Origin of the sequence: Pseudonocardia halophobica, from assembly GCF_050948485.1 — a bacterium.
GTDB classification, from domain to species: Bacteria; Actinomycetota; Actinomycetes; order Mycobacteriales; family Pseudonocardiaceae; genus Pseudonocardia; species Pseudonocardia halophobica.
Window position 1 is genome coordinate 4174820 of the sequence record NZ_CP192046.1, and the last position, 23276, is coordinate 4198095.

The window sequence follows — 23276 nt, forward strand, 5'->3', positions numbered from 1 at the left end:
TCTCACACCGCCCGGTACCGCACGACGGCACTCGTCGCCCCGAGCCGGGCCAGCCCGCGCGCCCGGGTCGGCCCGATGCTGCCGACGGGCATTCCCAGCCGTCGGCCGATCTGCCGGTAGGTCAGGTCGGGTTCGGCCGCCAGGAGGGCCAGCAGGTCCCGCTGGACGGGCGGCAGTTCGGCGAGCCCGTGGCGGACGGCCTCCGCCGCCTCGGCACGGAGCAGGGCGTCGTCGGGATCGGGGTGATCGGTCGGAGGCTCGGGCCCCGACTCGTCGAGCGGAACGACCCGGACACGGCCCCGCAGGGCACGGAGGCACTCGTGCCGCGCCGTCGTCGCGATCCACCCCGGCAGGGCCCGGGGCTCACGGATCGAGGCCAGGTTCTCCCAGAGCCGCAGCCAGACCGTCTGGGCGACGTCCTGGGTGTCGCGCTCGTCGAGCCGGAAGCCCCGGGCCACGCGGCGCACGATCGGCCCGAAGCGTTCGACCAGGGCACGCCAGGCACCCTCGTCGCCGGCCGCGGCGGCGATCACCACGGACCCGACGTCCGGAGCGGTGAGGTGGGGACCCGGCAGGGGCGTCGACAGCCGGCGGACGTCACGTGGAGGCATCTGAGTGGCCCTTCTCAGGTCCCGGAGCTGCTGGTCAGGACCACTTTCGGAGCGCAGGCAGGAGCACGTCCAAGCCCTTTCGGGAGCGGGGGCGAGACCGCTCACGCGCACGCGGAGCCACGAGAGCCTGCGGTCGAGCCTGGTACCTCCAGACCTGGAGGTCCTACGCTGGAGGTGGCGGTCCGGAGGTTCGGGCGAGGAGACGATGCAGCGGGACGAGGACCTGTCGACCATCCTGTCCAACGTCGCGGCGGACGCCCGCCCGACGACCCGGACCAAGATCGCGAACAGTCCGGAGACCAGGGCGTTCCTCGAGATCGGCCTGCACCTGCTGCGGGACGACCTCCTGGACCACCGCGGCCCCGACATGCTCGACGAGCACGACGCCGGCACCCGGCTGTTCGCCGGGCTCTCCCAGGCGCGGCTGATCGAGCGCGCGGACCAGATCGCCGCGGGCGAGGACCGCCCCACGATGCTCACGGTCGGGATGTTCCGGGACCGGTGGCGCTACAAGAGCCGCTACACGGAGGACCTGATCGCCTACCTCATGCGGCCGTCGCTCACCGAGAGGACGATGAACGAGTTGCGGGAGGCGGCGCTGAATCTGCCCGCCGGCCTGCCGTTCCCCCAGCTCGCACGGTACCTCGCGGACGCCGTGATGAGCGCGACGATGCGGGACCCGCTGTGGAGTCTGCAGACCATCGTCTGGGTCGCGTTGCCCAACCATCCACGGGTACAGCGCTATCTCAAGGCCCGGTACGAGCAGTGGATCGCCGCGTGGGCGTCGACCTACGAGCAGCTGGCGGCCCGCTACGACCTGCGACTGCGCCCCGGCGTGACATGGCTCGACGTCGCCGAGATGTTCAACGCCGTCGCGGACGGAGCGAGGGTGCGAGGCATGGCGATGGGCGCGGTGGCGAGCCTCTCGTCCGGCGACAGCGTGGTCGTGGGAGCGGTCCGCGCGATGATGCCCACGCTCTTCCTCAACGCCGAAAACCTCGCCGAGCCCGGTTCGTGATGAATCTCGAAGTGCGCGGCACAATCAACGCGCCAGCTGTCTCGACGAATTCTGATGACCGTCCCCACACCTCGACGCGATCGCGCCGGAGACGCAAAGGGAACAGTGCTACCGATCGGCCTAAGCAGATGTACGTACGGTAATTGATCGGGCCGAGGTCTAGCCTCGTGCACTGGGCCATGCAAGGAGGCGGCGATGAGTGCCCATGGCGAGATCCTCCATCATTCCCACGGATCGAGGGCGGGGCGTTCGCGCTCGGTGACCACTCGGAGGGTTCTCGGTCCGCTGGTCGTTGCCCTGGTCGGCGCCTCCGCCTGGGCCGCGGCCGGCCTCGTGGCGGGCCCCCTGGTGCAGCAAGAGGTGAAGCTCGCGGCGGCGGTCACACCCGCCGCGACGCAAGGGAGTTGCTCGGCGGGCTGGAAGATGATGAGCATTCCCGAGATGTTGCGCATGATCGAGCCACCGGCCACGGCCGACGACGTCAGGGCCACCGACGCCAACCGCGACAACTACCTGTGCGCCAGCCTCTCCGCCAACGGATTCCATGTGACGCGCTTCGTCGACAACGTGCGCACGACCAGTGGCGGGTCAGGATGCAGCGGCGGCATGGACAAAAATGGGATGCCCAAGGGGTGTAGCGGGAACGACATGAATGACAACAATAAGAAGAGCGACGTCACGACGCCGACCGATAAGACGCCCTCCGACAGCCACAGCGGCGAAACGTCTGATAGCAGCCCAAGGAACTCGACCGGCAGCACTTGATTCGAGCCGAACCAGGCGCAGGGTCTCGACTGAGTCGATGAGCGACCGTCTCGCACCCATTGCTCCGGCCCTTCCGAGGGAACACGACGTCAGCCGAAGAATCGCTCCGGGACGCGCCACGACGTCAATACGTAGACGTGCGTACAGGCGACCCCCCGACCGCCGGACACACTGGATCGAGACGTCCGCGTCGCAGACCGTGCAGGAATGACGAGGCGGGTCCGCACGAGGAGAACGACGGTGCAGCATGGTGTCGATCGACAGGAACGGATACGGGCGCCGGCCCACTGATCGAACGACCGAAGCAGGGTCGGCCCGATGACCACCCACGAGGTCACGCTGTCGATCCCCCTGCAGGTCTCGGTGACGTTCGGTCCGCCCGAGCCGTCGGGGACCGCCCGTGTCGTCGACGCCGTTCGCGTCGCTCCGGAGATCGCGCCGGCCGGCCTGGAGGCGGCACGTCCCCTGGACTACTACGCCGGCTACACCGGTTACGCGGCAGACTTCCTCGGGACGCCCGTACCGCTGCCGACGCTGAGTTCCGAGCAGCGGCAGAACGCAGCCGAGAACGTCCTCGCCACTGCCGGGGCGGACTCGACGGTCCTGCCCTACACCCATTTCAGCCTCGTCATGAATCGACGCAGGCAGCTCGCCTACTACACAGCGGTCAACATCGACGGGGCGCAGTCCGAGGAGCTCGAGCGCGGCCGTGACAAATGGTACTTCGATCCCCGGATAGCCGAGTCCGAGCAGATCGGTGAAGACCTCTACGCGCGGAACGCGCTGGACCGAGGCCACCTCGTCCGCCGGCTCGACCCCGTGTGGGGTCCGCAGGCGCGCCGCGGCAACGACGACACCTTCCACTTCACCAACTGCTCCCCTCAGCACGAGCGGTTCAACCAGTCCGGCGAGCTGTGGCAGGGTCTGGAGAACTACATCCTCGACAACGCCGATGCGGCGGAGCGGAAGGTCACCGTGTTCACCGGGCCGGTGTTCGGTGTCCGGGACCCCCTCTACAAGGGCGTCCGTCTACCCCTCGCGTTCTGGAAGATCCTCGTCTACGTGAAGAGCGGGAACGGTCTCGCCGCTGCGGGTTATCTGCTCGACCAGACCCGTCTCATCGAGGACATGCTCGGCCGGGAGGCGGCGTTCGACGCGGGCGTCTACCGGGTCCGCCTCGGCGACCTCGTCGGCAGGACCGAGCTGAACTTCACCCATCTGCAGCCGTACGAGCTGCCCCTCGACTCCGGTGGCTGGGAAGCCGCTCCGGAGCGCGTACGTATCCACGAGGACTTCAGCAACGTCGTCCTCTAGGAGTGGACGCCCCGCTTCTGCGTCGAGCGCCACCGAGATCTTCAGGCCGGTGTGACCTCACCGGCTCCTGTCCGTCCGGGAGGCACCGATGGATGTGCGGCAGCAGCAGGAGCGTGTGGCTGAGCGGTACCGGCGGACAGCCGCCGAACGCGAGGAGATCCGGCGCCGCCAGGAGGCAGCGGGTACTCCGGTCGTCGTCGACGACGAGGATCAGCTCCGCGCCCGCGCCTCCCGGTTGCTGGCCAACGGCGAGGTCGGTGCGAGCGCACTCTCGCACGCCCTCTCCGACGGGCACGCACTCCGGCCGACCGTGTTGTTCGAACGGATCCTCGGGGCCGCGAGCGAACTGCAGAGCGTCAACTTCCTCGCCCGGGGGGAGCGTGCGGCGCGAGCCGTCGGGCGAATCTCCATCCTGGAGTCCGGGCGACTCGCCGGCTTCGGCACGGGCTTCCTCGTGGGCGAGCGGCTCCTCCTGACGAACAACCACGTCCTCCCGGATCCCGACACCGCCACCTCGTCGTTCGTCGAGTTCGATCTCGAGCTCGACGTCGACGGCGTGACGAAGCGGGCCGACCGGTACGACCTGGACCCGGCCACACTCTTCGTCACACACGTCGATCTCGACTTCTCCCTCGTGGCGGTCGCGCAGGGCGACGGAGGCCGGAGGCCCGGCTCGGTGCACGGCTGGCACCGACTGATCGCCAACCAGGGGAAGATCGTCATCGGCGAGCCGGTCAACATCGTCGGGCATCCGAACGGCCGGGCCAAGGAGGTCGCGGTCCGCGACAACGCCCTGCTCAACCAGCTGCCCGACTATCTGCACTACCGCACCGACACCGAGCCCGGGAACTCCGGCTCCCCGGTCCTCAACGACCAGTGGGAGGTCGTGGCCCTGCACCATGCCGGCGTGCCCGGTCCGGACGGGCAGAGCTGGATCGCCAACGAGGGTGTGCGGGTCAGCGTGCTGCTCACGCACCTCGACGACATCGAACTGCCCCCCGCACAACGCGGGGTGCTGACCGAGCTGGGGCCCCAGGCCGTCCCGAGCGGCGCGGTGCCGGGCGAGGTCGACCTGACCCCCGCCGCCGTCCCTTCGCAGCGTCCCCGCGCGCGCGTGCCGGTGGGAAGTACCCCGATCACGGAACGCCGGACGGCAGGCCTGATCGGCCGAGCCCGCGGGTGCCGCGCCGTCGTCTTCCTGCACGGCCGGGGTCAGGAAGGCCAGGACCCCGTCCGGTTGCGGGCGGCGTGGGCCGGCGGACTCGCGCGCGGGCTCGCCGCCGGTGGACTGGCCCCCCTCGACGCCGCCGACGTCTGGTTCCCGTTCTACGGGGACGCACTGATCTCCGCTCTCGACGTGCCCGAGCGGGCGCCCGCCCCGACGGCCGCCGAGACCTTCGCCCCCACCGGATCGTCCACCCGGGTGGTCTACGCCGAGCTCATCGACCAGGCGGCCGCGCGCGCCGGCATGCCGCTCGAGGAGCGCCGGACCGCGCAGGAGGGCGGGCTTCTCGGCGGTCTCGTCGAAGCGTTGCAGGGCCCGCTCTCGTGGCTGGCGGACCGGAGCGGTCTCGACGATCTCGTGATCGCGGCCGTCCTCCGTGACGTCGCGGCCTACCTCGACCGCGACTCCGTGCGAACCGCAGTGCTCGACGCGGTTCGGGGCTGCCTGCCGGACGACGGCGAGCTCGTCCTGGTCGGCCACAGCCTCGGCAGCGTCGTCGCGATCGATCTTCTGACACAGCTTCCCGATCGCCTCGACGTCCCGGTCCTGGTGACCGCGGGCAGTCCGCTCGGACTGGACGCGGTGCAGAAGCGGCTCCTCGCCGGGGGTCCCGTGCGCCCTGCGCGCGTCGGGTCGTGGCTCAACGCCTGGGCGGCAGCCGATGCCGTGGCCATCGGCTGCCCGTTGGGCGACGACTGGGATCAGGTCCGTGACGTGCGGACGGGCAATCCGAAGGACCGGGCGCACGACATCGCCGAGTACCTCGCCGATCCGGTCGTCGCGGGCGAGATCGAGAGATCGGCCCGGTAGCCCTGAGCGCGGCGGCCGACCCCTCCGCGGCCGCCGCGACCACGTGGCACGGCGCGATGTTCTGGTTGAGACGGAACAGGTTGGTGGGGTCGTAGCGCCGCTTGAGCTCCACCAACCGCGCGTAGCGCCGTGAGCCGTAGGTGTCCCGCAGGGCTTCCTGGTTCTCGGTGAGGAAGTTGACGTACCCGCCTCCCTCGCCGTGGCGCGCCGTCGCGCGGGCCAGGTCCCTGGCCCACGCCTGGTTCGCCCCGTCGTCGACGGGGTCGTCCCGGATGCCGATGACGTTGAAGGTGAACGCGGCGTCCCGCCCCGGGTAGGCCGTCTCCTCCGCCCCGACACGGGCGACCGCGCCGCCCATGTGGTGCAGGTGGAACTCGCTCGCGGTCGACGGGCGGTTCCGGACCGCCTCGACGACGACCCCGACCAGGTCGTCGGGGCAGCCGGAGGTGTACCCGCCGGCGAAGTGGTACCGGCGCCCGGCCGGGACCTTCGCGTCGAAGGCCGTCTGCCAGACCGGGTACGGCATCGGCCCGAACGGGTCCGCGGCCGGCCCGAGGGCCCGCAGCGGAGCGAGCAGGTCCTGGGCGTCCCCCGCCGCGCCGCAGTGACATCCCACGACGGCGACGACGGGCCGATCCCGCAGGTCCGGCGGGACGAACTCCGCGGGCGGCGCGGTGAGGAAGCCCAGCAGCGTCCGGAAGTCGTCCGGGAGGCCGGTGACGTACTCGCGGTAGAAGGCCACCACCTCGGCCGCCCGGGTCAGCGGGAACAGCGCCAGGCCTGCGGTGACCTCGGCGACGGGGTGCAGCGCGAACGTGAACCCGGTGACCACTCCGAAGTTGCCCCCGCCCGCCCCGCAGCCCCCACATCAGCTCGGGGTCGTGCTCGTCGTCCGCGCGCACGACCGGCCGGCCCGGCGCCAACGCGACCAGCTCACGACGCAGGACGATCCCGCCGTCGACCCCGACCGTCCCGAGCGCCCGCCGGGCGGCGTGCAGGACCTGGTGCAGGTTGTTGCGGGTGGCGGCCCCGTCGTGGCCCGGCCACCACAGCTCGCACAACCGGTCCTGGTGGACGCGCCGCTCCGGCTCGAGGGCGAGCAGCTTCATCAGGGGTGCGGGTCTTGCGCAGGCGCCACGCGCCGTCGCCGACCCACCGGACGCCGACGCCGACCGCGACGCCGCCCAGGAGCCGGATCGACAGCGCCTCCCCTGCCGCCTCGTCTACGCTCGCCCCTCCTCAGGAGCGTGGGCGAGTGTCCCGGGAACGGGGATCGGCGACAAGGAACGGCTCAGACGGAACGGGATCCGGGCGGACGGATGGCCAGGACCTCCTGGGCGAGTCGATCGATCAGGGGGTCGTTCCGGAAACGCCGTCCGAAGTCCGCGTAGGCGGTGAGCTCCCGGGCGATGACCTCGCCGATCGTCCCGGGGAGTACGAGTCGCGCATGGCGGGCGGCGCCGCGCAGCCGGGACTGGTCGTGAACGGCGAGCCGCCCGTCGGAGGCGCTGCTCGTGAGTGTGACCGGCACGCCGAGCATCGTGATCACGTCGGCCTTCCCCACCGTCGGGCTCCTGTTCCGGGCCGGGTCAGCCGGGAGAACGGGTGAGGTGGGCGACGACCGGGGCGAGTTCCCGGGTCGGTGAGAAGTCGACGTACTCGGTGTCCTCCAGCGCGATCGGCGCGTGGCCCGGTGACCAGTAGAAGGCCTGGCCGGCCGTGACCAGCTCGGCGCCGTCCTCGGAGCGCACCTCGATCCGTCCGGAGAGGACGTAGCCCCAGTGCGGGCACGGGCACAGGTCACCGGGCAGGCCCTCGAGAGCCGGACCGAGGTCGGTGCCACGCGGCAACCGGACGAATCCGACCGTCATCTCGCCGCCGATCTCGTGGCCCTTGAGCTCGACCCCACCGCCGTCGATGACCGCAGGGGCCTCGGCACTGCTGATCGCGGGCATCCCGCACCTCCGTGTTCGTCGGAGGCGTCATGCTGCTCCGGACCGGTCTCGCCGCGGTCACCGCGCACTCACGCGAGTTCGCTCGGCACGGCGGACCCAGCCGGTCATGCCGAGCTGCTCGAACACGGCCACCGCAGACGCTCTCAGGCCGGCGGCCTCGTCGGGACGGCCGTCGTAGGAGGCGACGAGGGCTGCGTCGTGATCGACGATCGCGCGCAGCGGCCGGGCGCCCCGCTCGTCGAGTGCGGTCCGGGCCCGGTCGAGGAGACTGGTCGCCTCGGCGGGGCGGCCGTCGAGTGCGGCCAGCCGGGCCAGGGTGAGGTGGATGTCCATCATCGGGAACCGGAAGTCGGCGGGCAGGGCCGTGTCGCGGGCGATCCGGTCGAGCACGGGGACGTCGGGATGGTGGTGCGGGCCGGGCCCGGCGACGAGCCACAGCGTCTCGACGGCGTCGCTCAGCGTCCGGAGGTGGTTCATGGCCCAGGCCGGGGCGCGCCGCAGGCCGGGGAGCACCCGCGCGCAGCGGCGCAGTGCCTCGTCCGTGCGGCCCAGCCGCGCCGCCGCCTTGGCCCCGCAGGCGCTCGCCGACGCCTCCAGCCGCCGGCCCGGCCCGTTCGCCGCGGCGTAGGCCTGGTCGAGCTGCGCCAGCACGTCCGTCCAGCCGACGTCCGTGGCGTGGGCGATCGCGTCGAGCGTCCCGATGTCGTGGATCCGCTGCCAGCCCCACCCCGGGTAGCCGGACCGTGCGGCGAGTGCGCGCGCTTCGGCCAGGCCCGAGCGCGCGTCCTCGATCCGGCCGAGCGCGGCGTGGGCCCGGGCCAGCAGCGTCCGGTGATAGCCCTCCAGGGCGCGGCGGCCCCGGTCGTGGGCCGCGGCGACGGCGTCCTCGATCAACGGGACGGCGCCGTGCAGGTCGCCGAGGACGAGGAGCCGGACGGTCGGGTCCGCGGCGAGCGTGTCCGGGATGCGGTCGCGCCGGCCGTAGGTCGCCGCCACCGCGAGCCGCGCGAGGTCGGGACGGTCGGCGAGCGACCCCTCGGCGAGCAGGATCCGCAGCGCCTCACGGCGGTCGGCGTGGTCGAGCGTGATCCCGGGGAACGTCGGGTCGGCGGCCTCCCGGCGGTCCAGCTCGTGCACCGTCAGCGTGGCCCAGACGGCGTCGCGCCGGCCGCCCGTCAGCCGCAGTCCCCGGGCGGCGAGGCCCCACGCGTGCTCGTCGCTGTCCGCGCTGGCCAGGGCGGAAGCCACTGTGGCGAGGTAGGCGGCGGCCGCGGCCGGGTCGCCCGCCGCGAGCCGCTCGGCCGCCTCGCTCGCGGCCTCGACGGCCGCGTCGAAGTTCCCGGCCCACACCTGGGCGAGCCCCAGCCGCGCGACGACCGTGGTCCGCCGGTCGGCGTCCAGGACCGCGAGGTCGGCCGCCATCGCGAGGAAGCGGGCCGCCTCCTGGTGCGCCGCGGCCGCCTCCGCCTCGTCGGCCGCCTCGATCGCCCGGCCGACGCCTGCTCCGCCGCCCGGGAGCGCGGCGCCGGCGTGGTACTGCGCCGCGACCTCCCCCGCGCCGATCCCGGGCGAGCCCGACGCCCGGTCGGCGTCGAGACCCTCGGCGAGTCTGCGGTGCAGCCGGAGGCGTCGCGACGGGTTGAGGTCGGCGAGAACCGCCTCCCGGATCAGCGCGTGCCCGAACCGGTAACGGTCGGGTGCCGGATCGGGCTCGACGAGACCGGCCGCGAGGACCACGTCGAGCGCGTCGAGGGCGTGGTCCTCGGACAGCCCGGCCACCCGGGCGACCGTGGCGAACGGGAAGGGCCCGTCGAAGGTGGCGGCGTGGTCGAGCAGGAGGTCGGCGGCCTCCGGCAGGCGCCTCCGGCGCCGGGCGAGAACCTGGCGGACCCCCTCCGGCACCGCGTCCGGCGCGACGGTCCCCGCGAGGAGCCCGTCCGGACCGGGCCGGACCGCCCCGTCCTCGCGCAGCTGCCGGAGCAGCTCCCGGGCGAAGAACGGATTTCCGCCCGTCCGCCGTGCGATCGCGCCGGCCAGCGCTTCCGACACACCGACCCCGGAGACCGCGCCGAGCAGGTCCCGCAGCACGAACCGGTCCAGACCCGCCAGCCGGAGAACGGTCGGGTCGGCCTCCGACCGCAGAGCGGCCAGCGCATCACCGAGGAGGGGGCCGGCCTCGTCGCTGCGGTACGCACCGACGATCATCATCCGCCGTTCGCCGACGTCGCGGGCGAGGTGCCGCAGCAGTGCCAGCGTGCTGGCGTCCGCCCAGTGGAGGTCGTCGAGGACGAGGGCGACGGGCCGGTCGGCCGACAGCGTGACCAGGAAGCGGGCGACGCCGTCGAGGATCCGGATCCGCTCCTCGTCCGGGGACGGGTCCACCCGGTGGTCCGCGGTCAGGCCCCGCCGGGCCAGCCCCGGCACCAGCCGGACCAGCACGTCCGCGAACGGCCCGGCGGCCCGGGTCAGCTCGGCGGGCGACAGGGCCGCGAGGTGGGCGTCGACGGCCTCGGCGACCGCACGGTAGGCAGGCTGCCACTCCCCCTCGAGGCTGCGCCCACGCAGCACCGCTGCGCCCCCGGCCGCCGCCGCCTCGGCGAAGGCGCGCAGCAGGGCCGTCTTCCCGATCCCCGGCTCCCCCGCCACCGCGGTGACGGAACCGTGCCCACCCCGAGCCGCCTCGAACCGGTCGGCGAGCGCGCTGAGCTCGGCGGCCCGGCCCACGAGGCCGCCGCCGACCCGGCCGGACCCCGGCCCGGCGGTGCGCGGTGGCCGGAGGGCGGGGTCCTGGCGGAGGATCTGCTCGTGCAGGGCGGCCAGCGCCGGGCCGGGTGGGATGCCGAGCTCGTCGGCGAGCGTCGCGCGCACGGTCCGGTAGGCGCACAGCGCCTCGGCCTGACGACCGTCGCGGTAGAGCGCGAGCATCAGCTGCGCCCACCGACGTTCCCGCAACGGTGCCCGCTCGACCATCGCCTGCAGCTCACCGGCCACCGCGCGGTGGCGACCGAGCGCGAGCTCGGCGTCGGCGCGGTCCTCGCAGGCCGACTCGTACAGCTCCTCGAGCCGCCGGCACTCCGTCTCGGCGAAGGGCAGGTGGGCGTACTCGCCCAGGACCGGGCCGCGCCAGAGCCCGACGGCCGTGCGCAACGCCGCCTCCCCGCGGGCAGGCTCCCCACAGGCGATGGCGGCCCGCCCCTCCTGCACGAGCCGCTCCGCCACCTCGGCGTCCACCCGCGCGGCGGGCACCTCCAGCCGGTACCCGCCCGCGGCCCTCACGATCCGCAGCGCCGTCGGCTCCAACGCCCTCCGCAGCCGCAGCACGTAGTTCTGGACCGCGTTCACCGCGCCCGCCGGCGCCCGGTCCGGCCACAGCACCTCCACGAGCCGGTCCCGGCCGACCGGGCTGCCCCGGTCCACCGCCAGCACGGCCAGCAGGAGCCGCTCCTGGCCGGCCCGCGGCGTCACGGGGCCGCCGGACCCGGTGACCTCGAGGTCACCGAGCAGGCGCAGGGCGACGCCGCCGTGGGACATCAGGGCAGTGTCCACCCGTCGGGTCGACCGCGGGCGGTTCCTGCCGAGCATCGTCAGGTGATGGGCGACCCCCCGGTGACGCCGAGCACCTCCGAGGTCATGTAGCTGGACTCCTGCGAGGCGAGGAACACGTAGAACGGGGCCAGCTCGGCGGGTTGCGCGGCGCGGCCCATGGGCGCCTGCGCACCGAAGGAGTCCAGCTTCTTCTCGTCCATCGTGGCCGGGATCAGCGGGGTCCAGACCGGTCCGGGGGCCACGGCGTTGGCCCTGATCCCGCGGTCGACGAGGTTGTGGCCCAGGCCCTTGACGAAGTTGACGATCGCGGCCTTCGAGGTGGCGTAGTCGAGCAGGTGCGGGGAGGGCTGGAAGGCCTGCACGGACGTCGTGGCGATCACCGAGGCCCCGGGGGACATGTGCGGGACGGCGGCCTTGGCGAGCCAGAAGAACGCGTAGACGTTGGTCTTCATCACGCGGTCGAACTGCTCGGTGGTGATGTCGTCGATGCCGCCGTCCTGCGACATCTGGTAGGCGGCGTTGCTCACCAGCACGTCGATCCCGCCGAGCTCGTCGACCGCACGCGCCACGACCTCGCGGCAGGTCTGCTCCTCGCGCAGGTCGGCGGCCGCCGTGATCGCCGTCCGGCCCGCCTCGCGCACCCAGCGCGCGGTCTCCTCGGCGTCGTCCTTCTCCTCCTCCAGGTACGTGATCAGCACGTCGGCGCCCTCGCGGGCGAAGGCGATCGCGACGGCGCGGCCGATCCCGGAGTCACCGCCGGTGATCAGCGCCCTTCTCCCCTCGAGCCGACCGGTCCCGCGGTAGGTCTCCTCGCCGTGGTCGGGCCGGACGTCCATGTCGGCGGTGCGCCCCGGCCACTCGACGGTACGGTCGCCGCTGCCCGGCGCGGCGTGCTGCTCGGTCGGGTCCTGCTGGCTGAACTGGTCCTGGGCCATCTCCGCCTCCATCGCGCTCCACGTTCGGCAGAGACGTTCCCCTCACGTCGGCGGTCAATCGCCGCCGTGCCGACGACAGCCGCGGCGCCGGTCACCGGACGGTGGGGTCCGGTCCCGAGCCGGACGTCTCGTCGATCACGGACGAGCAGGGAGATGATCACCACATGATCGGACGCGCCGCTCTCGTGGACGGCGAACCTGCACGGAGAACGACGGAAGCCGGTGTCCCCGTCGAATGGACACCGGCCTCCGCCGACCGTCGGGACGACAGGATTTGAACCTGCGACCCCTTGACCCCCAGTCAAGTGCGCTACCAAGCTGCGCCACGTCCCGGCCGCCCCCGTGAGGGCTCGATCAGCCTACCGCACCACCGATCGTCTCCCTGCACCGGCCCGGACCTGGCTCCCCCAACTCGTCCGCGAACGACCCGCCGAGGGCCACACGGTGGGGCACCACCGTGACGGTCCCCGTCAGTCTCGTTCGGACGGCCCGGCGGCACCACCGCCGTCCGTCGCCCCGTGAAGGCGACTTTCGTGGGTACCCGTCGGTAACCACCGCCCGACCAGGGGGGCGGGACGGTCCTCGGGACGTGGCCGGCGTAGTCACGCGCCCCTTTCGGGACGCGCGGTGGTGATCACGGTGTGACCCGTTCAGGGGATGGGGATCGGTCCCGTGTCCGTGTCCCGCCCGGTCGCGGCACGGTCCGGCAGCTCGACCCGGCGCTCCCCCGTCGGCGGCGTCTCGGGCGCGAGCGGCAGCACCGCGCACACCCGGAAGCCGCCCGCATCGGGCCCGCTCGCGAGCTCCCCGCCGACGGCGCCGACCCGCTCGGCGAGCCCCGCGAGCCCTGCCCCGCCGGTGCCGAAGGTGCCCCGCACCGGGCGCCCGGCGGGCCCGTTGACGACCTCGACGCGGATCCGGTCCGTGACCCGCCAGTCCACCTCGACCCGCACGGCGGAGCCGGGGCTGTGCCGGGCGGCGTTGGTGAGCGCCTCCTGGACCACCCGGTAGACGACCTGGTCGGGCGCCACCGGCAGGGTCCGGGCGATGCCGAGGGCGACGAGCTCCACGTCGAGCCCGGTCTCGCGGGCCCGGTCGACCAGCCCGCCGAGCCCGGCCGCGCCGGCCGGGGCCGGCCCGACGAGCCCGAGCGCGCTGCGCATCTCCGCCAGCGCCTCCTTGGCGTGCGTCCGCAGCAGCTTCGCCGCCTCACGGGTCCGCTGCTCCTCGGTGGACGCGGACAGCGCGGCCGCCCCGACCGCGATGAGCGTGGCGTGGTGGCCGACGGCGTCGTGCACCTCGCGGCCGATCCGGGCCCGTTCCTCGGCGCGGGCGGCGCTCTCCCGAGCGGTGACGGTGGCCTCGCGGGCGTCCTCCAGCTCGCGCAGGCTCGCCGTCAGCCGCTCCCGGGTGGCCGTGAGCAGGCCGAACCCGAGCGGGCTACCGGCGGAGAGCACGGCGAAGACCACGGTGAGGATCACCGACTGCCAGCTGAGGACCTCGCGCTGCAGCACCGGCACCACCGCGGCGAGGACGACCACCACCAGCCAGGGCACGGTGGCGCCGAGCCGGGTCCGGCGGCCGAGCGCGAACAGCGCGACGATCTGCGCGGGCCAGCCCAGGCCGCCGCAGATCGCCCACAGCGACCCGACGACGGCGAGCCACGGCCGCACGTGCCGCAGCGGCAGCAGTGCGCAGCCGACCAGGCCCGCGGTGACCGACCAGGAATACGGGCCGGGCGCGCCGAGCAGGACGAAGACCGCCGGTACGCCGACCGCGACGAGCTCGATCCCGACCCGCCAGGCCGGTCCACCACGCCGTGGTACCCCCCGCACCACCCGCCGTCCGTCCCCTTGCGGCATTCACGCCCCCCAGCTCTGCGCGAGCAGCGCCGCCTGCACCCGGTTCTCCGCGCCCAGCTTCACCAGCAGCGCCGACACGTACTTCTTCACCGTCGCCTCGGCCAGCCCCAGCCGGTACCCGATGGTCGCGTTGGACTCGCCGTCGGCCAGCAGCCGCAGCACCTGCGTCTCGCGCAGGGTCAGGTCGGCCGGGCGCGGCGGCCGCGGCGCGGGCTCGGGGACGAGCCGCGGCAGCAGCCGGGCGGTGATCCGCGGGTCCAGCACCGCGCCCCCGGCCGCGAGGTCGAGCACGGCGCGGATCAGCGCCTCGGGCTCGGCGTCCTTGAGCAGGAACCCCTGCACCCCGATCCGCAGCGCCTCGGTGACGTACTCGTCGAGGTCGAAGGTCGTCAGCACGGCCGCCGGCACGGCGTCGGGCCGCGCGCAGAGCACCCGCAGCGCGTCGAGCCCCGAGCGGCCGGGCATCTGCACGTCGGCCAGCACGACCTCCGGCCGGTGCTCGTCGACGGCGGCGATCAGCCCGTCGCCGTCGGCCGCCTCCCCCACCACGGCCACGGTCCCCCGTGCCTCCAGCACGGTGCGCAGACCCGCCCGGAGCAGCGACTCGTCGTCCGCCAGGACGACGCGCACGGGTCCGGAGGGACCGCTGGGGGAGTCAACGGCCATGGGGGGAGGGTAGTCGGTCGGGGATCGTCCGAGGGAGGACTCACCCTGCCGGGACGGTCAGCGCCGCTTGCCCTTGCGGTCCCGCTTCTCCCGGACGCGGACCGAGAGCCGGATCGGCGAGCCCTCGAACCCGAACTCCTCACGCAGCCGGCGCTCCAGGAACCGGCGGTACCCCGCCTCGAGGAAACCGCTGGTGAACAGCACGAACGTCGGCGGCCGAGTGCCGGCCTGGGTGGCGAAGAGGACCTTGGGCTGCTTGCCGCCGCGCACCGGGGGCGGGGTCGCGGCGATCACCTCGGACAGCCAGCTGTTGAGCCGGCCGGTCGGGATCCGCTGGTCCCACGAGGCCAGGGCGGTCCGCATCGCGGGCGCGATCCGGGACATCGCCCGGCCCGTGAGCGCGGAGATGTTGATGCGTTCCGCCCAGCGGACCCGGACGAGGTCGCGCTCGAGCTCGCGCTTCATCGCGAGCCGGCGGTCCTCGTCGACGAGGTCCCACTTGTTGAACACGATCACCAGCGCCCGGCCGGCCTCCTCGACCATGGCCAGCACGCGCTGGTCCTGCTCGGAGATCGGCTCGCTGGCGTCGAGCAGCACGAGGGCGACCTCGGCCGCCTCGATCGCGGCCTGGGTGCGCAGCGAGGCGTAGTACTCCATGCCCGACGCCGTCTTGACCCGCTTGCGCAGGCCGGCGGTGTCGACGAACCGGAAGATCTCGCCGTCGAGCTCCACGAGCGAGTCGACCGGGTCGACGGTGGTGCCGGCGACGTCGTGCACGACCGAGCGGACCTCGCCGGAGACCCGGTTGAGCAGCGAGGACTTGCCGACGTTGGGCCGCCCGACCAGGGCGACGCGACGCGGCCCGCCGGAGGTCGCGCCGAAGGTCTCCCGCGGGGTCTCGGGCAGGGCCTCGAGGACCGCGTCGAGCAGGTCGCCGGAGCCGCGGCCGTGCAGGCCGGACACCGGGTACGGCTCGCCGAGCCCCAGCCGCCAGAGCGCGGCCGTGTCCGCGACCGCGCGCTCGTCGTCGACCTTGGTCGCGGCGAGCAGGACCGGCCGGTCGGAGCGGCGCAGCACGCGGGCGGCGGCCTCCTCGACCTCGGTGGCGCCCACCCGGGAGTCGACGACGAGCAGGATCGCGTCGGCCGTGCGCATGGCCAGCTCGGCCTGCGCGGCGACCTCCTTCTGCAGGCCGACGGCGTCGGGCTCCCAGCCGCCGGTGTCGACGACGGTGAACCGCCGCCCGTTCCACAGCGCGTCGTAGGAGACCCGGTCGCGGGTGACGCCCGGGATGTCCTGCACGACCGCCTCGCGGCGGCCCAGGAAGCGGTTGACCAGCGTGGACTTGCCCACGTTGGGGCGCCCGACGACGGCGAGGACCGGCGTCGGGCCCTGCTCGGCGGCGCCCTCGCCGCCGTCGCCGAACTCGTCGTCGGCGCCGGCGAAGTCGTCCGGGTCGAGGCCCAGCTCCGCCATGGCGGCGCGGTCGCCGCCGGTGATCGTGTCGTCCATCAGGCACTACTCCGAATGTTCGTGGCTCGTATCGCGTCGAGGTCCGCGACCAGCGCGGCGAGGGCGCCGCGGACGGTCTCGGTGGCCGCGGCGAGCTCCGCGCGGCCCCTCCCGGTGGGGGCCGGCAGGGGCTCGCCCACCAGCACGTCCACCCGCGGGCGCCACCGCCGCCCGCTCCCCTCCGGCCGGCGGGTCCCCCGGCAGACGACCGGGAGGACCTGCGCGCCGGAGGTGCGGGCCAGCCAGGCCGCGCCCTGCTGGGCCGCCGCGACGTCGCCGCTGCCGCGCGTGCCCTCGGGGAACACCCCCACGAGCCCTCCCCCGCGCAGCACGCCGAGCGCCGCGGTCAGGGGCGCCCTGTCGGGCTCGCCGCGCCGCACGGCCAGCTGCCCGATCCCGCGCAGCCCCCTACCCAGGATGCCGGTGAACATCTCCTGCTTGACCAGGAACACCGAACGCCGCCCGAGTAGTCCGAAGATCAGCGGTCCGTCGACCAGCGAACTGTGATTCGCGACGAGCACCACGGGGCCGGTCGCCGGGATCCGCTCGCGGTGGTGGACGTGGACCCGGAGCACGGGGCGGAAGCACCACGTCCCGACCCAGCGGGCCAGGTCGTGCAGCCTCGGGTCGGCACCGGCGGGGAGGTCGGCCGCGCCGTCGACCGGGGTGGTGCTCATGTGACGAGCCCACGCTCCCGGACCAGCCGCAGGAGCTCCACCAGCACGGCGTCGACGGACAGCTCGTCCGTGTCGACGACGAGCGCGTCGGCCGCCGCGTGCAGCGGCGAGGTCTTGCGGGTCGAGTCCAGCCGGTCCCGGCGCTGGACGTCGGCGAGGGTGCTCGCGGGGTCGCTCACGCGTCCGGCCTTGGCGTCCTGGCGGCCCCGGCGCGCGGCCCGGACCTCCTCGGACGCGGTCAGGTAGACCTTCAGCTTCGCCTCGGGCGCGACCACGCTGCCGATGTCGCGGCCCTCGACCACGATCCCGCGGCCACGGGCGAGGGCGCGGTCGATGTGCTCCCGCTGCCGGGCGACGAGCGCGGTCCGCACCTCCGGCACCGCGGAGACCGCCGACACCGCCCTGGTCACCGGCTCGTCCCGGATCTCGGCCTCGACGTCCTCGCCCGCCAGGAGGATCCGCGGCGCGGCCGGGTCGGTCACCGACTCCAGCTCCGCCCCGACCGCGACGGCGGCGATCCGCCCGGGGTCGCTGTCCGCGGTGAGCCCGGCCCGCAGGCAGGCCAGCGTGGCGGCCCGGTACATCGCGCCGGTGTCGAGGTAGGCGGCGTGCAGCGTGCGGGCCAGCCGCCGCGAGACGGTCGACTTGCCGGTGCCCGAGGGCCCGTCCATCGCGACGACGTCGTTGAGGACGCCGTCCCCCGGCGGATCCGCCGGTCCCGTCGACCCGGTCGACGCCGTGGACGCTGTCGGCCCGGTCATGCCTCACCCCTCGTGCAGATGTTCGGAAACCCTCCACCGGCGGCTGACGACCGGGCACGGGCCACCGACCATTGTGCCTGGCGGGGCGCGGGGCGCCTTCGGGGGGCGGTCAGGACGGCAGGTCGCGGCGCAGGGCCGCGGCCCCGCGCAGGTACACGTGCCGCAGGTCGGCCCGCGCGAGGTCGGTCTCCACGTGCGCGAGCAGCCGCAGCACCCGCGGCATCGCCCCGGGCACGGCGATCTCGGTGGCGCACATCAGCGGGACGTCCGTGAGCCCGAGCAGCCGGGCCGCGTAGGCCGGGAACTCCGCCGTGAGGTCCGGCGTGGCCGTGAACAGGATCGAGATCACGTCGTCGCTGGTCAGCTCGTTGCGCTTGAGCACGGCGCCGACCAGCTCGGCCGAGCCCTCGAGGATCTCCTCCCGCGAGTCGCCGTCGACCTGGATCGCGCCGCGGATCGCCCGGACCGCCACCGCCGCCCCCTACAGCCCGACGGCCTTGTAGAGCGAACCCACCTCGTTCTGGTTGAGGGGGCGGAGCTTGCCGGGCCGCTGGTCGCCGAGGCGGACCTCGCCGATCGCGGTGCGGACCAGCCGCTGCACCGGGTGCCCGACCTCGTCGAGCAGCCGGCGGACGACGTGCTTGCGGCCCTCGTGGATCACCAGCTCGACCATCGACCGGCCGGGCAGGGAGTCGACCAGCCGGAACGAGTGGACCCGGACCGGGCCGTCCTCGAGCTCGATGCCCTCGCGGAGCCGCTTGCCGACGTCCCGGGCGACCTGGCCCATCACCTCGGCGACGTAGGTCTTCGCCACCTCGAACGACGGGTGCATGAGCCGGTGGCCCAGCTCGCCGTCGTTGGTCAGCAGGAGCAGGCCCTCGGTGTCCTGGTCCAGCCGCCCGACGTGGAACAGCCGCCCGGCCTGGTTGAGCAGCTCGGTGCGCTGCATGACGAGGTCGCCGACGCAGGGCCGGCCCCGGTCGTCCGACATCGTGGAGAGCATCCCGGCGGGCTTGTTCAGCGCCAGGTACACCTGGTCGTCCCGGAGCTGGATGCGCGAGCCGTCGACGTGCACCACGGCGGTGTCCGGATCGATGCGGCGACCCATCTCGCGCACGACCTCGCCGTCGACCGAGACGCGGCCGGCGGCGATCAGCTCCTCGGCCGCGCGACGCGAGGCCACGCCGGCCTGGGCCAGCACCTTCTGCAGCCGCACCCCCTCGGCCTGCGCGGAGGAGTCGGGGCGGGTGGGGCGGCTCATGCGGGGGTCCTTCTCGGGGTCCTGCTCACGGGGTCCTTCTCTTACAGCTCGTCGATCGCGTCGATGTCCGGCAGCAGCGGGGCCAGCGGCGGCAGGTCCTCCAGCGAGGACAGCCCCAGCCGCTCCAGGAAGAGCTCGGTGGTGCGGAACAACGTCCCCTGGGTGGGCCCGTCCACACCGGCCTCCTCCACCAGACCGCGCGTGAGCAGCGTACGCAGCACGCCGTCGCAGTTCACACCCCGCACCGCCGCGACCCGCGCACGGGTGACGGGCTGCCGGTACGCGACCACCGCCAGGGTCTCCAGCGCGGCCCGGGTGAGCTTGGCGCGCTGGCCGTCGAGCAGGAACCGTTCGACGTACGGGGCGTAGAGGTCGCGGGTGTAGAACCGCCAGCCCTCGCCCACGCGGCGCAGGTCGATGCCACTGCCCTGCTCGCGGTAGCTCTCGGCGAGCCGGCGCACCGCCCGCTCCACCCGGCCGACGGGTTGGTCGAGCGCGGCGGCGAGGGCCTGCTCGTCCGTCGGGGAGTCCACGACCAGCAGCAACGCCTCCAGCGCGGCGGTCAGCTCGTCCTCGCGGGCCAGGCCGGGGAGGCCCTCGACCTCCAGCTCGCCGGCCGTGTCGTCGGCGATGTCGTCGGCGATGTCGTCGGCGGTGTCGGCGGCGGCGTCCGGGTCAGGTTCCGGGTTCGGCAGGCTCACTGATCGGCTCACTCGGGGTGGACTGGGCGGGGGTCCAGCGTACGGTCAGCTCCCCGAACGGCTCCGGCTGCTCCACCTCGATCGCCCGCTCCCGGTACAGCTCCAGGACGGCCATGAACCGGGCGACGATCTCGATCGGGGACGTGCAGTCCGCCGTCAGGGCCGCGAAGGTCGCCTCCCCCAGCTCGGCGAGCCGTTCGCGCAGGATCGCCATGTGCGCCGGGACCGAGACGTCGTGCTGGTGGATGTGGTCGGTGCCGACGACCGGCGGCGGCTTGGGCCGGAACACGCTCGCGGCGAGCTCGGCGAAGGCCCCGGCGTCCATCCCGAGCAGGACCTCGGGCAGCAGGCCCTCGAACCGCGGCTCGAGCGCCACCGACCGCGGGAACCGGCGCAGCGCGGTCTTCTCCAGCTCGGCGAAGAGGCCCGCGACCTGCTTGTACGCCTTGTACTGCAGCAGCCGGGCGAAGAGCAGGTCCCGCGCCTCGAGCAGCGCGAGGTCCTCCTCGTCCTCGACCTCGGCGGCCGGCAGCAGCCGGGCCGCCTTCAGGTCCAGCAGCGTGGCCGCGACGACGAGGAACTCGGTGGTCTCGTCGAGGTCCGCGTCGTCCCCCAACGCGGCGAGGTGGGCGATGAAGTCGTCCGTGACCTTGTGCAGCGCCATCTCGGTGACGTCGAGCTCGTGCTTGCCGATGAGCTGCAGCAGCAGGTCGAACGGGCCCTCGAAGTTGACCAGGCGCACCGTGAAGCGGGGCCTGACCTCCGGGGTCCCGGCGGTGGGTCGGTCGTCGGCCAGGGTCACCGGGCGATGACCTCGCGGGCCAGCATGCGGTAGGCCTCCGCGCCGCTGGAGCTGGGCGCCCACGTCGTGATCGGCTCGCCCGCGACCGTGGTCTCGGGGAAGCGGATGGTGCGGTTGATGACCGCGTCGAACACCAGGTCGCCGAAGGCCTCGATCACCCGCTGGTGGACCTCGCGGGTGTGCACCGTGCGCGAGTCGAACATCGTGGCCAGGATGCCGATGAGGTCGAGGTCGGGGTTGAGCCGGTCCTTCACCTTGTCGATCGTGTCCATGAGCAGCGCGACGCCGCGGAGGCTGAAGAACTCGCAGGCCAGCGGGATGAGCACGCTGTCGGCGCAGGCCAGGGCGTTGATCGTGAGCAGGCCGAGGCTGGGCTGGCAGTCGATGAGCACGACGTCGTAGCGGTCCAGCACGCCCTTCAGCGCCCGGCCGAGTGCCTGCTCGCGGCCGACCTCGGTGACCAGCTGGACCTCGGCCGCCGACAGGTCGATGTTGCTCGGCAGCAGGTCCATGCCCGCGACGGAGGTCTTGAGGATGACGTCGTCCGGCTCGACGCCGCGGTCCATGAGCAGGTTGTAGATGGTCGCGTCGAGCTGGTGGGGCTGCACGCCCAGCCCCACCGAGAGCGCGCCCTGGGGGTCGAAGTCGACCAGCAGCACCCGGCGCCCGTACTCGGCGAGCGCGGCGCCCAGGTTGATCGTCGACGTCGTCTTGCCGACGCCGCCCTTCTGGTTGGCCACCGCGATCACGCGGGCGGGCCCGTGCTCGGTGAGCGGGGCCGGCTGCGGCGCGCCCACGCGGTGCCGCCCGCCCGGCCTGGGGGTGTCCTCCAGGCCCGGCTCGACGGTCGGGTCGTAGTCGGGCCCCGCACCGTCCCCGTCGGGTGCTGTGTCCATGCGGGCTCCGGTCTCCTCGTGTCGAAATCCGGTGTCGATCCCTCGGGCGTCGATTCCTGCCGTCTCCCGTGCCGGGTCTACCTCGGGCGCAGACTAGGAACCACTTCCGGGCACGGCAACGCGCCACGCCCGGGCGGGTCGAACTTCCGGTCGAACTCACGGCACGCTAGCCCACAAGGAGCAGCGTCCCTCCGGGTGGGTCGGGAACCGGTGGCGACGGGCCGTGATCAGGGCCGGAGGATCTCGGCGAGCACCTCGTCACGCTGCTCGTGCAGGTAGAAATGCCCGCCCGGGAGGACGCGGTGGGTGAACCCGGCCGGCGCGACCTCGGCCCTGCGCAGCGCGTCGGCCTCCGCCACGGCAGGGTCGTCGGCGCCCGGAAGCAGGTGGACCGGGCAGCGCAGCGGCGGGCCGGGCGGGTGGACGTACCCGTCGGCCGCCCTCAGGTCGGCACGGAAGGCCGGCAGGACGAGGGCGCGCAGCTCCGGGTGGCCGAGGACGGCGGCGTCCGTGCCGCCCAGCCGGCACAGCTCCGCGGCGAGCTCCTCGTCGGTCCCGCCGCGGAAGACGGTCGCGGGCGGGACCGTCGGGGCGATCCGCGCGGAGACGACGAGCCGCTTCGGCGGCCGCGGCAGCCGCCGGGCGACCTCGTAGGCCAGCGTGTCCCCGAGGCTGTGCCCGAACAGCACGAGGGGCGCGCGTCCGCGGCGAGCAGTGCCACGAGGGCCGTGGCCACGGCGAGGGCGTCGCCGGGTGGGCGCACTCACGTCAGCGGGGCGGCCGGCTCGCGCAGCAGGTGCCCGAGCGTGCCGGCCAGCCGTCGGACGCGCGCCGCGGCGCCGGCGGCGTCGCCCGACACGGCGTCGACGGCGAGCCGGACCGCAACGCCGTCGGGGCCCTCGACCAGCGTGACCACGCGGTCGTACCCCGCCGGACCGGCCGGGGCGGGCTCCCGGTCGACGACCAGGCCGTCGAGCGCCGGGGGCTCGCCGCCGGGCTCGTGGCGGACGAGGGTGCGGGCGGGCCCCGGGTGCGCGGCGCGGTGGCCGGTCAGGGCCGCGAGGACCCGGCCGAGGACCTCGGTACCGGTGCCGCCCGCCCGGCAGGCGACCCGCGCGACCGTGGCGAACGGGCCCACCGCGCCCTCGAACCCGCCGTCGCGGCGGGGGTCCTCGGCGTCGAGCGGGGCGCCGTCCTCCACCACCACGGTCGCGGCGAGCACGGCCGCGAGCGGGGCGGCGCCGTGGGAGGCGCGCAACGCGGCCAGGGCCTCCGCCGCCCCGCCGGGCAGGGCGCGGTCGACCGTGATCCAACGCCCGACGGGGTCCGCCCGGAGTCGCGAGCGGGGCTGCATGTCGCCGTCCCGCCGGGCGAGCCACTCCGCGAACCCCGAGGTCGGCGGGAAGACCGGGGCCCCGCCGGCCCGCCGGGCCGAGTAGGCGGTCGCCAGGTCGGTGAGCAGCGGCCGGACCGAGCGGTCGTCGATCGCGCTGCGGTGCACGGCGAGGACCAGCACGTGCTCCTCCGGCCCGACGCGCAGCAGCGTGGCCCGGGCGGGCCCCTCGGTCCCGAGCGCGGCCGGCCGGGCGAGCGCCTCCGCCGCCGCCGCCTCGACGTCCTCGGGCCGGACCGGCCGGCGGCGGACCCGTGCGAGGGCCACCGCCTCCAGCACCCGCGGCCCGGGGTCGGCCGGTCCGGGCGTCAGTGTGCGGAGGACCGTGTGCCGGTCCAGGACGTCCCGCCAGGCGGCGCTCAGCGCCTCCGGGTCGAGGACGCCGCGCAGCCGCAGCCGGACGACGAGATCGTCGGCCGGGTCCGGTTCCCGGGGGTGCCGCGCCGGAAGCGCCGGCGGTTCCGCGGCCGGCGCGGCCCGTCGGTCCGCGTCCGTCGTCACCGTCTCCGTGCTCATCCGCTCCTCGTCTCGCTGCCTCGTCCGGCCCCGCCGTGGCGCCCCGGGCG

General features: G+C 74.2%; 21 protein-coding genes, 1 tRNA gene and 1 pseudogene. 4 read left to right on the forward strand and 19 right to left on the reverse strand.

Going from position 1 to position 23276, the window contains the following annotated elements:
* Nucleotides 1-2: 2 nt before the first annotated feature.
* Nucleotides 3-611, reverse strand: coding sequence for an RNA polymerase sigma factor (locus ACQP04_RS19950; RefSeq protein WP_433502077.1), 609 nt, complete (start codon nt 609-611; stop codon nt 3-5).
* Nucleotides 612-816: 205 nt separating this feature from the next.
* On the opposite strand from ACQP04_RS19950, the gene ACQP04_RS19955 reads away from it, so the two are divergent.
* From ACQP04_RS19955 to ACQP04_RS19970, 4 genes are all read left to right on the forward strand, one after another.
* Entirely contained in the window at nt 817-1629 is an 813-nt protein-coding gene (locus ACQP04_RS19955; protein WP_433502078.1) for a hypothetical protein, read from the forward strand.
* 195 nt (nt 1630-1824) lie between these two features.
* Nucleotides 1825-2394 (forward strand): hypothetical protein, encoded by a 570-nt coding sequence (locus ACQP04_RS19960; protein WP_433502079.1) that lies wholly within the window; start codon nt 1825-1827, stop codon nt 2392-2394.
* Nucleotides 2395-2712: 318 nt separating this feature from the next.
* Nucleotides 2713-3708 (forward strand): DNA/RNA non-specific endonuclease, encoded by a 996-nt coding sequence (locus ACQP04_RS19965; RefSeq protein ID WP_433502080.1) that lies wholly within the window; start codon nt 2713-2715, stop codon nt 3706-3708.
* Nucleotides 3709-3796: 88 nt separating this feature from the next.
* A complete protein-coding gene (locus ACQP04_RS19970) occupies nt 3797-5743 on the forward strand; it encodes a trypsin-like peptidase domain-containing protein (RefSeq protein ID WP_433502081.1) in 1947 nt (648 codons plus the stop codon).
* Between the two features lie 67 nt (nt 5744-5810).
* Here the strand turns inward: ACQP04_RS19970 and ACQP04_RS19975 are convergent.
* The 18 genes and pseudogenes from ACQP04_RS19975 to ACQP04_RS20060 form a co-directional block, all read right to left on the reverse strand.
* Nucleotides 5811-6269, reverse strand: a pseudogene (locus ACQP04_RS19975) (BBE domain-containing protein); the annotation flags it as partial.
* A gap of 765 nt (nt 6270-7034) precedes the next feature.
* Nucleotides 7035-7307, reverse strand: a complete 273-nt coding sequence (locus ACQP04_RS19980) for a hypothetical protein (RefSeq protein ID WP_433502082.1) — start codon at nt 7305-7307, stop codon at nt 7035-7037.
* 25 nt (nt 7308-7332) lie between these two features.
* Complete coding sequence (locus ACQP04_RS19985; RefSeq protein WP_433502083.1) at nt 7333-7698, reverse strand: hypothetical protein; 366 nt, start codon at nt 7696-7698, stop codon at nt 7333-7335.
* 57 nt (nt 7699-7755) lie between these two features.
* On the reverse strand, nt 7756-11229 hold the full coding sequence (locus ACQP04_RS19990) for a BTAD domain-containing putative transcriptional regulator (RefSeq protein WP_433502084.1): 3474 nt from the start codon (nt 11227-11229) through the stop codon (nt 7756-7758).
* 53 nt (nt 11230-11282) lie between these two features.
* On the reverse strand, nt 11283-12179 hold the full coding sequence (locus ACQP04_RS19995; protein WP_433502085.1) for an SDR family oxidoreductase: 897 nt from the start codon (nt 12177-12179) through the stop codon (nt 11283-11285).
* A gap of 259 nt (nt 12180-12438) precedes the next feature.
* Nucleotides 12439-12512 (reverse strand) — tRNA-Pro (locus tag ACQP04_RS20000).
* A 317-nt stretch (nt 12513-12829) separates the two neighbouring features.
* On the reverse strand, nt 12830-14014 hold the full coding sequence (locus tag ACQP04_RS20005; protein ID WP_433502086.1) for a sensor histidine kinase: 1185 nt from the start codon (nt 14012-14014) through the stop codon (nt 12830-12832).
* Nucleotides 14015-14041: 27 nt separating this feature from the next.
* Entirely contained in the window at nt 14042-14707 is a 666-nt protein-coding gene (locus ACQP04_RS20010) for a response regulator (RefSeq protein ID WP_433502087.1), read from the reverse strand.
* A 57-nt stretch (nt 14708-14764) separates the two neighbouring features.
* The gene (gene der, locus ACQP04_RS20015; RefSeq protein WP_433502088.1) at nt 14765-16219 is read right to left on the reverse strand and encodes a ribosome biogenesis GTPase Der; all 1455 of its coding nucleotides are present in this window, start codon (nt 16217-16219) and stop codon (nt 14765-14767) included.
* On the reverse strand, nt 16219-16896 hold the full coding sequence (locus ACQP04_RS20020; protein ID WP_037038529.1) for a lysophospholipid acyltransferase family protein: 678 nt from the start codon (nt 16894-16896) through the stop codon (nt 16219-16221). The genes der and ACQP04_RS20020 overlap by 1 nt, the downstream gene beginning before the upstream one ends.
* On the reverse strand, nt 16893-17567 hold the full coding sequence (cmk, locus tag ACQP04_RS20025) for a (d)CMP kinase (protein ID WP_433508403.1): 675 nt from the start codon (nt 17565-17567) through the stop codon (nt 16893-16895). Before cmk ends, ACQP04_RS20020 begins: the two co-directional genes overlap by 4 nt.
* A gap of 199 nt (nt 17568-17766) precedes the next feature.
* The gene (gene aroH / locus ACQP04_RS20030; RefSeq protein ID WP_037038527.1) at nt 17767-18129 is read right to left on the reverse strand and encodes a chorismate mutase; all 363 of its coding nucleotides are present in this window, start codon (nt 18127-18129) and stop codon (nt 17767-17769) included.
* A 9-nt stretch (nt 18130-18138) separates the two neighbouring features.
* A complete protein-coding gene (locus ACQP04_RS20035; RefSeq protein WP_433502089.1) occupies nt 18139-18918 on the reverse strand; it encodes a pseudouridine synthase in 780 nt (259 codons plus the stop codon).
* A 41-nt stretch (nt 18919-18959) separates the two neighbouring features.
* Nucleotides 18960-19631: an SMC-Scp complex subunit ScpB gene (gene scpB, locus ACQP04_RS20040; protein ID WP_433502090.1), complete on the reverse strand. Its 672-nt coding sequence runs from the start codon at nt 19629-19631 to the stop codon at nt 18960-18962.
* The gene (locus ACQP04_RS20045) at nt 19594-20421 is read right to left on the reverse strand and encodes a segregation and condensation protein A (RefSeq protein ID WP_037038524.1); all 828 of its coding nucleotides are present in this window, start codon (nt 20419-20421) and stop codon (nt 19594-19596) included. Before ACQP04_RS20045 ends, scpB begins: the two co-directional genes overlap by 38 nt.
* Entirely contained in the window at nt 20418-21317 is a 900-nt protein-coding gene (locus tag ACQP04_RS20050; RefSeq protein WP_433502091.1) for an AAA family ATPase, read from the reverse strand. Before ACQP04_RS20050 ends, ACQP04_RS20045 begins: the two co-directional genes overlap by 4 nt.
* 227 nt (nt 21318-21544) lie before the next feature.
* Nucleotides 21545-22084, reverse strand: a complete 540-nt coding sequence (locus ACQP04_RS20055; protein WP_433502092.1) for a thioesterase II family protein — start codon at nt 22082-22084, stop codon at nt 21545-21547.
* Nucleotides 22081-23226 (reverse strand): condensation domain-containing protein, encoded by a 1146-nt coding sequence (locus tag ACQP04_RS20060; protein WP_433502093.1) that lies wholly within the window; start codon nt 23224-23226, stop codon nt 22081-22083. The genes ACQP04_RS20055 and ACQP04_RS20060 overlap by 4 nt, the downstream gene beginning before the upstream one ends.
* Nucleotides 23227-23276 lie beyond the last annotated feature (50 nt).

Excerpts from the sequence above, each read along its gene's own strand:
- ACQP04_RS19950 (WP_433502077.1), bottom strand. The coding sequence starts at position 611 with ATGCCTCCACGTGACGTCCGCCGGCTGTCGACGCCCCTGCCGGGTCCC.
- ACQP04_RS19955 (WP_433502078.1), top strand. The coding sequence starts at position 817 with ATGCAGCGGGACGAGGACCTGTCGACCATCCTGTCCAACGTCGCGGCG.
- ACQP04_RS19960 (WP_433502079.1), top strand. The coding sequence starts at position 1,825 with ATGAGTGCCCATGGCGAGATCCTCCATCATTCCCACGGATCGAGGGCG.
- ACQP04_RS19965 (WP_433502080.1), top strand. The coding sequence starts at position 2,713 with ATGACCACCCACGAGGTCACGCTGTCGATCCCCCTGCAGGTCTCGGTG.
- ACQP04_RS19970 (WP_433502081.1), top strand. The coding sequence starts at position 3,797 with ATGGATGTGCGGCAGCAGCAGGAGCGTGTGGCTGAGCGGTACCGGCGG.
- ACQP04_RS19985 (WP_433502083.1), bottom strand. The coding sequence starts at position 7,698 with ATGCCCGCGATCAGCAGTGCCGAGGCCCCTGCGGTCATCGACGGCGGT.
- ACQP04_RS19990 (WP_433502084.1), bottom strand. The coding sequence starts at position 11,229 with ATGTCCCACGGCGGCGTCGCCCTGCGCCTGCTCGGTGACCTCGAGGTC.
- ACQP04_RS19995 (WP_433502085.1), bottom strand. The coding sequence starts at position 12,179 with ATGGCCCAGGACCAGTTCAGCCAGCAGGACCCGACCGAGCAGCACGCC.
- ACQP04_RS20010 (WP_433502087.1), bottom strand. The coding sequence starts at position 14,707 with ATGGCCGTTGACTCCCCCAGCGGTCCCTCCGGACCCGTGCGCGTCGTC.
- der (WP_433502088.1), bottom strand. The coding sequence starts at position 16,219 with ATGGACGACACGATCACCGGCGGCGACCGCGCCGCCATGGCGGAGCTG.
- ACQP04_RS20020 (WP_037038529.1), bottom strand. The coding sequence starts at position 16,896 with ATGAGCACCACCCCGGTCGACGGCGCGGCCGACCTCCCCGCCGGTGCC.
- cmk (WP_433508403.1), bottom strand. The coding sequence starts at position 17,567 with ATGGACGGGCCCTCGGGCACCGGCAAGTCGACCGTCTCGCGGCGGCTG.
- ACQP04_RS20035 (WP_433502089.1), bottom strand. The coding sequence starts at position 18,918 with ATGAGCCGCCCCACCCGCCCCGACTCCTCCGCGCAGGCCGAGGGGGTG.
- ACQP04_RS20050 (WP_433502091.1), bottom strand. The coding sequence starts at position 21,317 with ATGGACACAGCACCCGACGGGGACGGTGCGGGGCCCGACTACGACCCG.
- ACQP04_RS20060 (WP_433502093.1), bottom strand. The coding sequence starts at position 23,226 with ATGAGCACGGAGACGGTGACGACGGACGCGGACCGACGGGCCGCGCCG.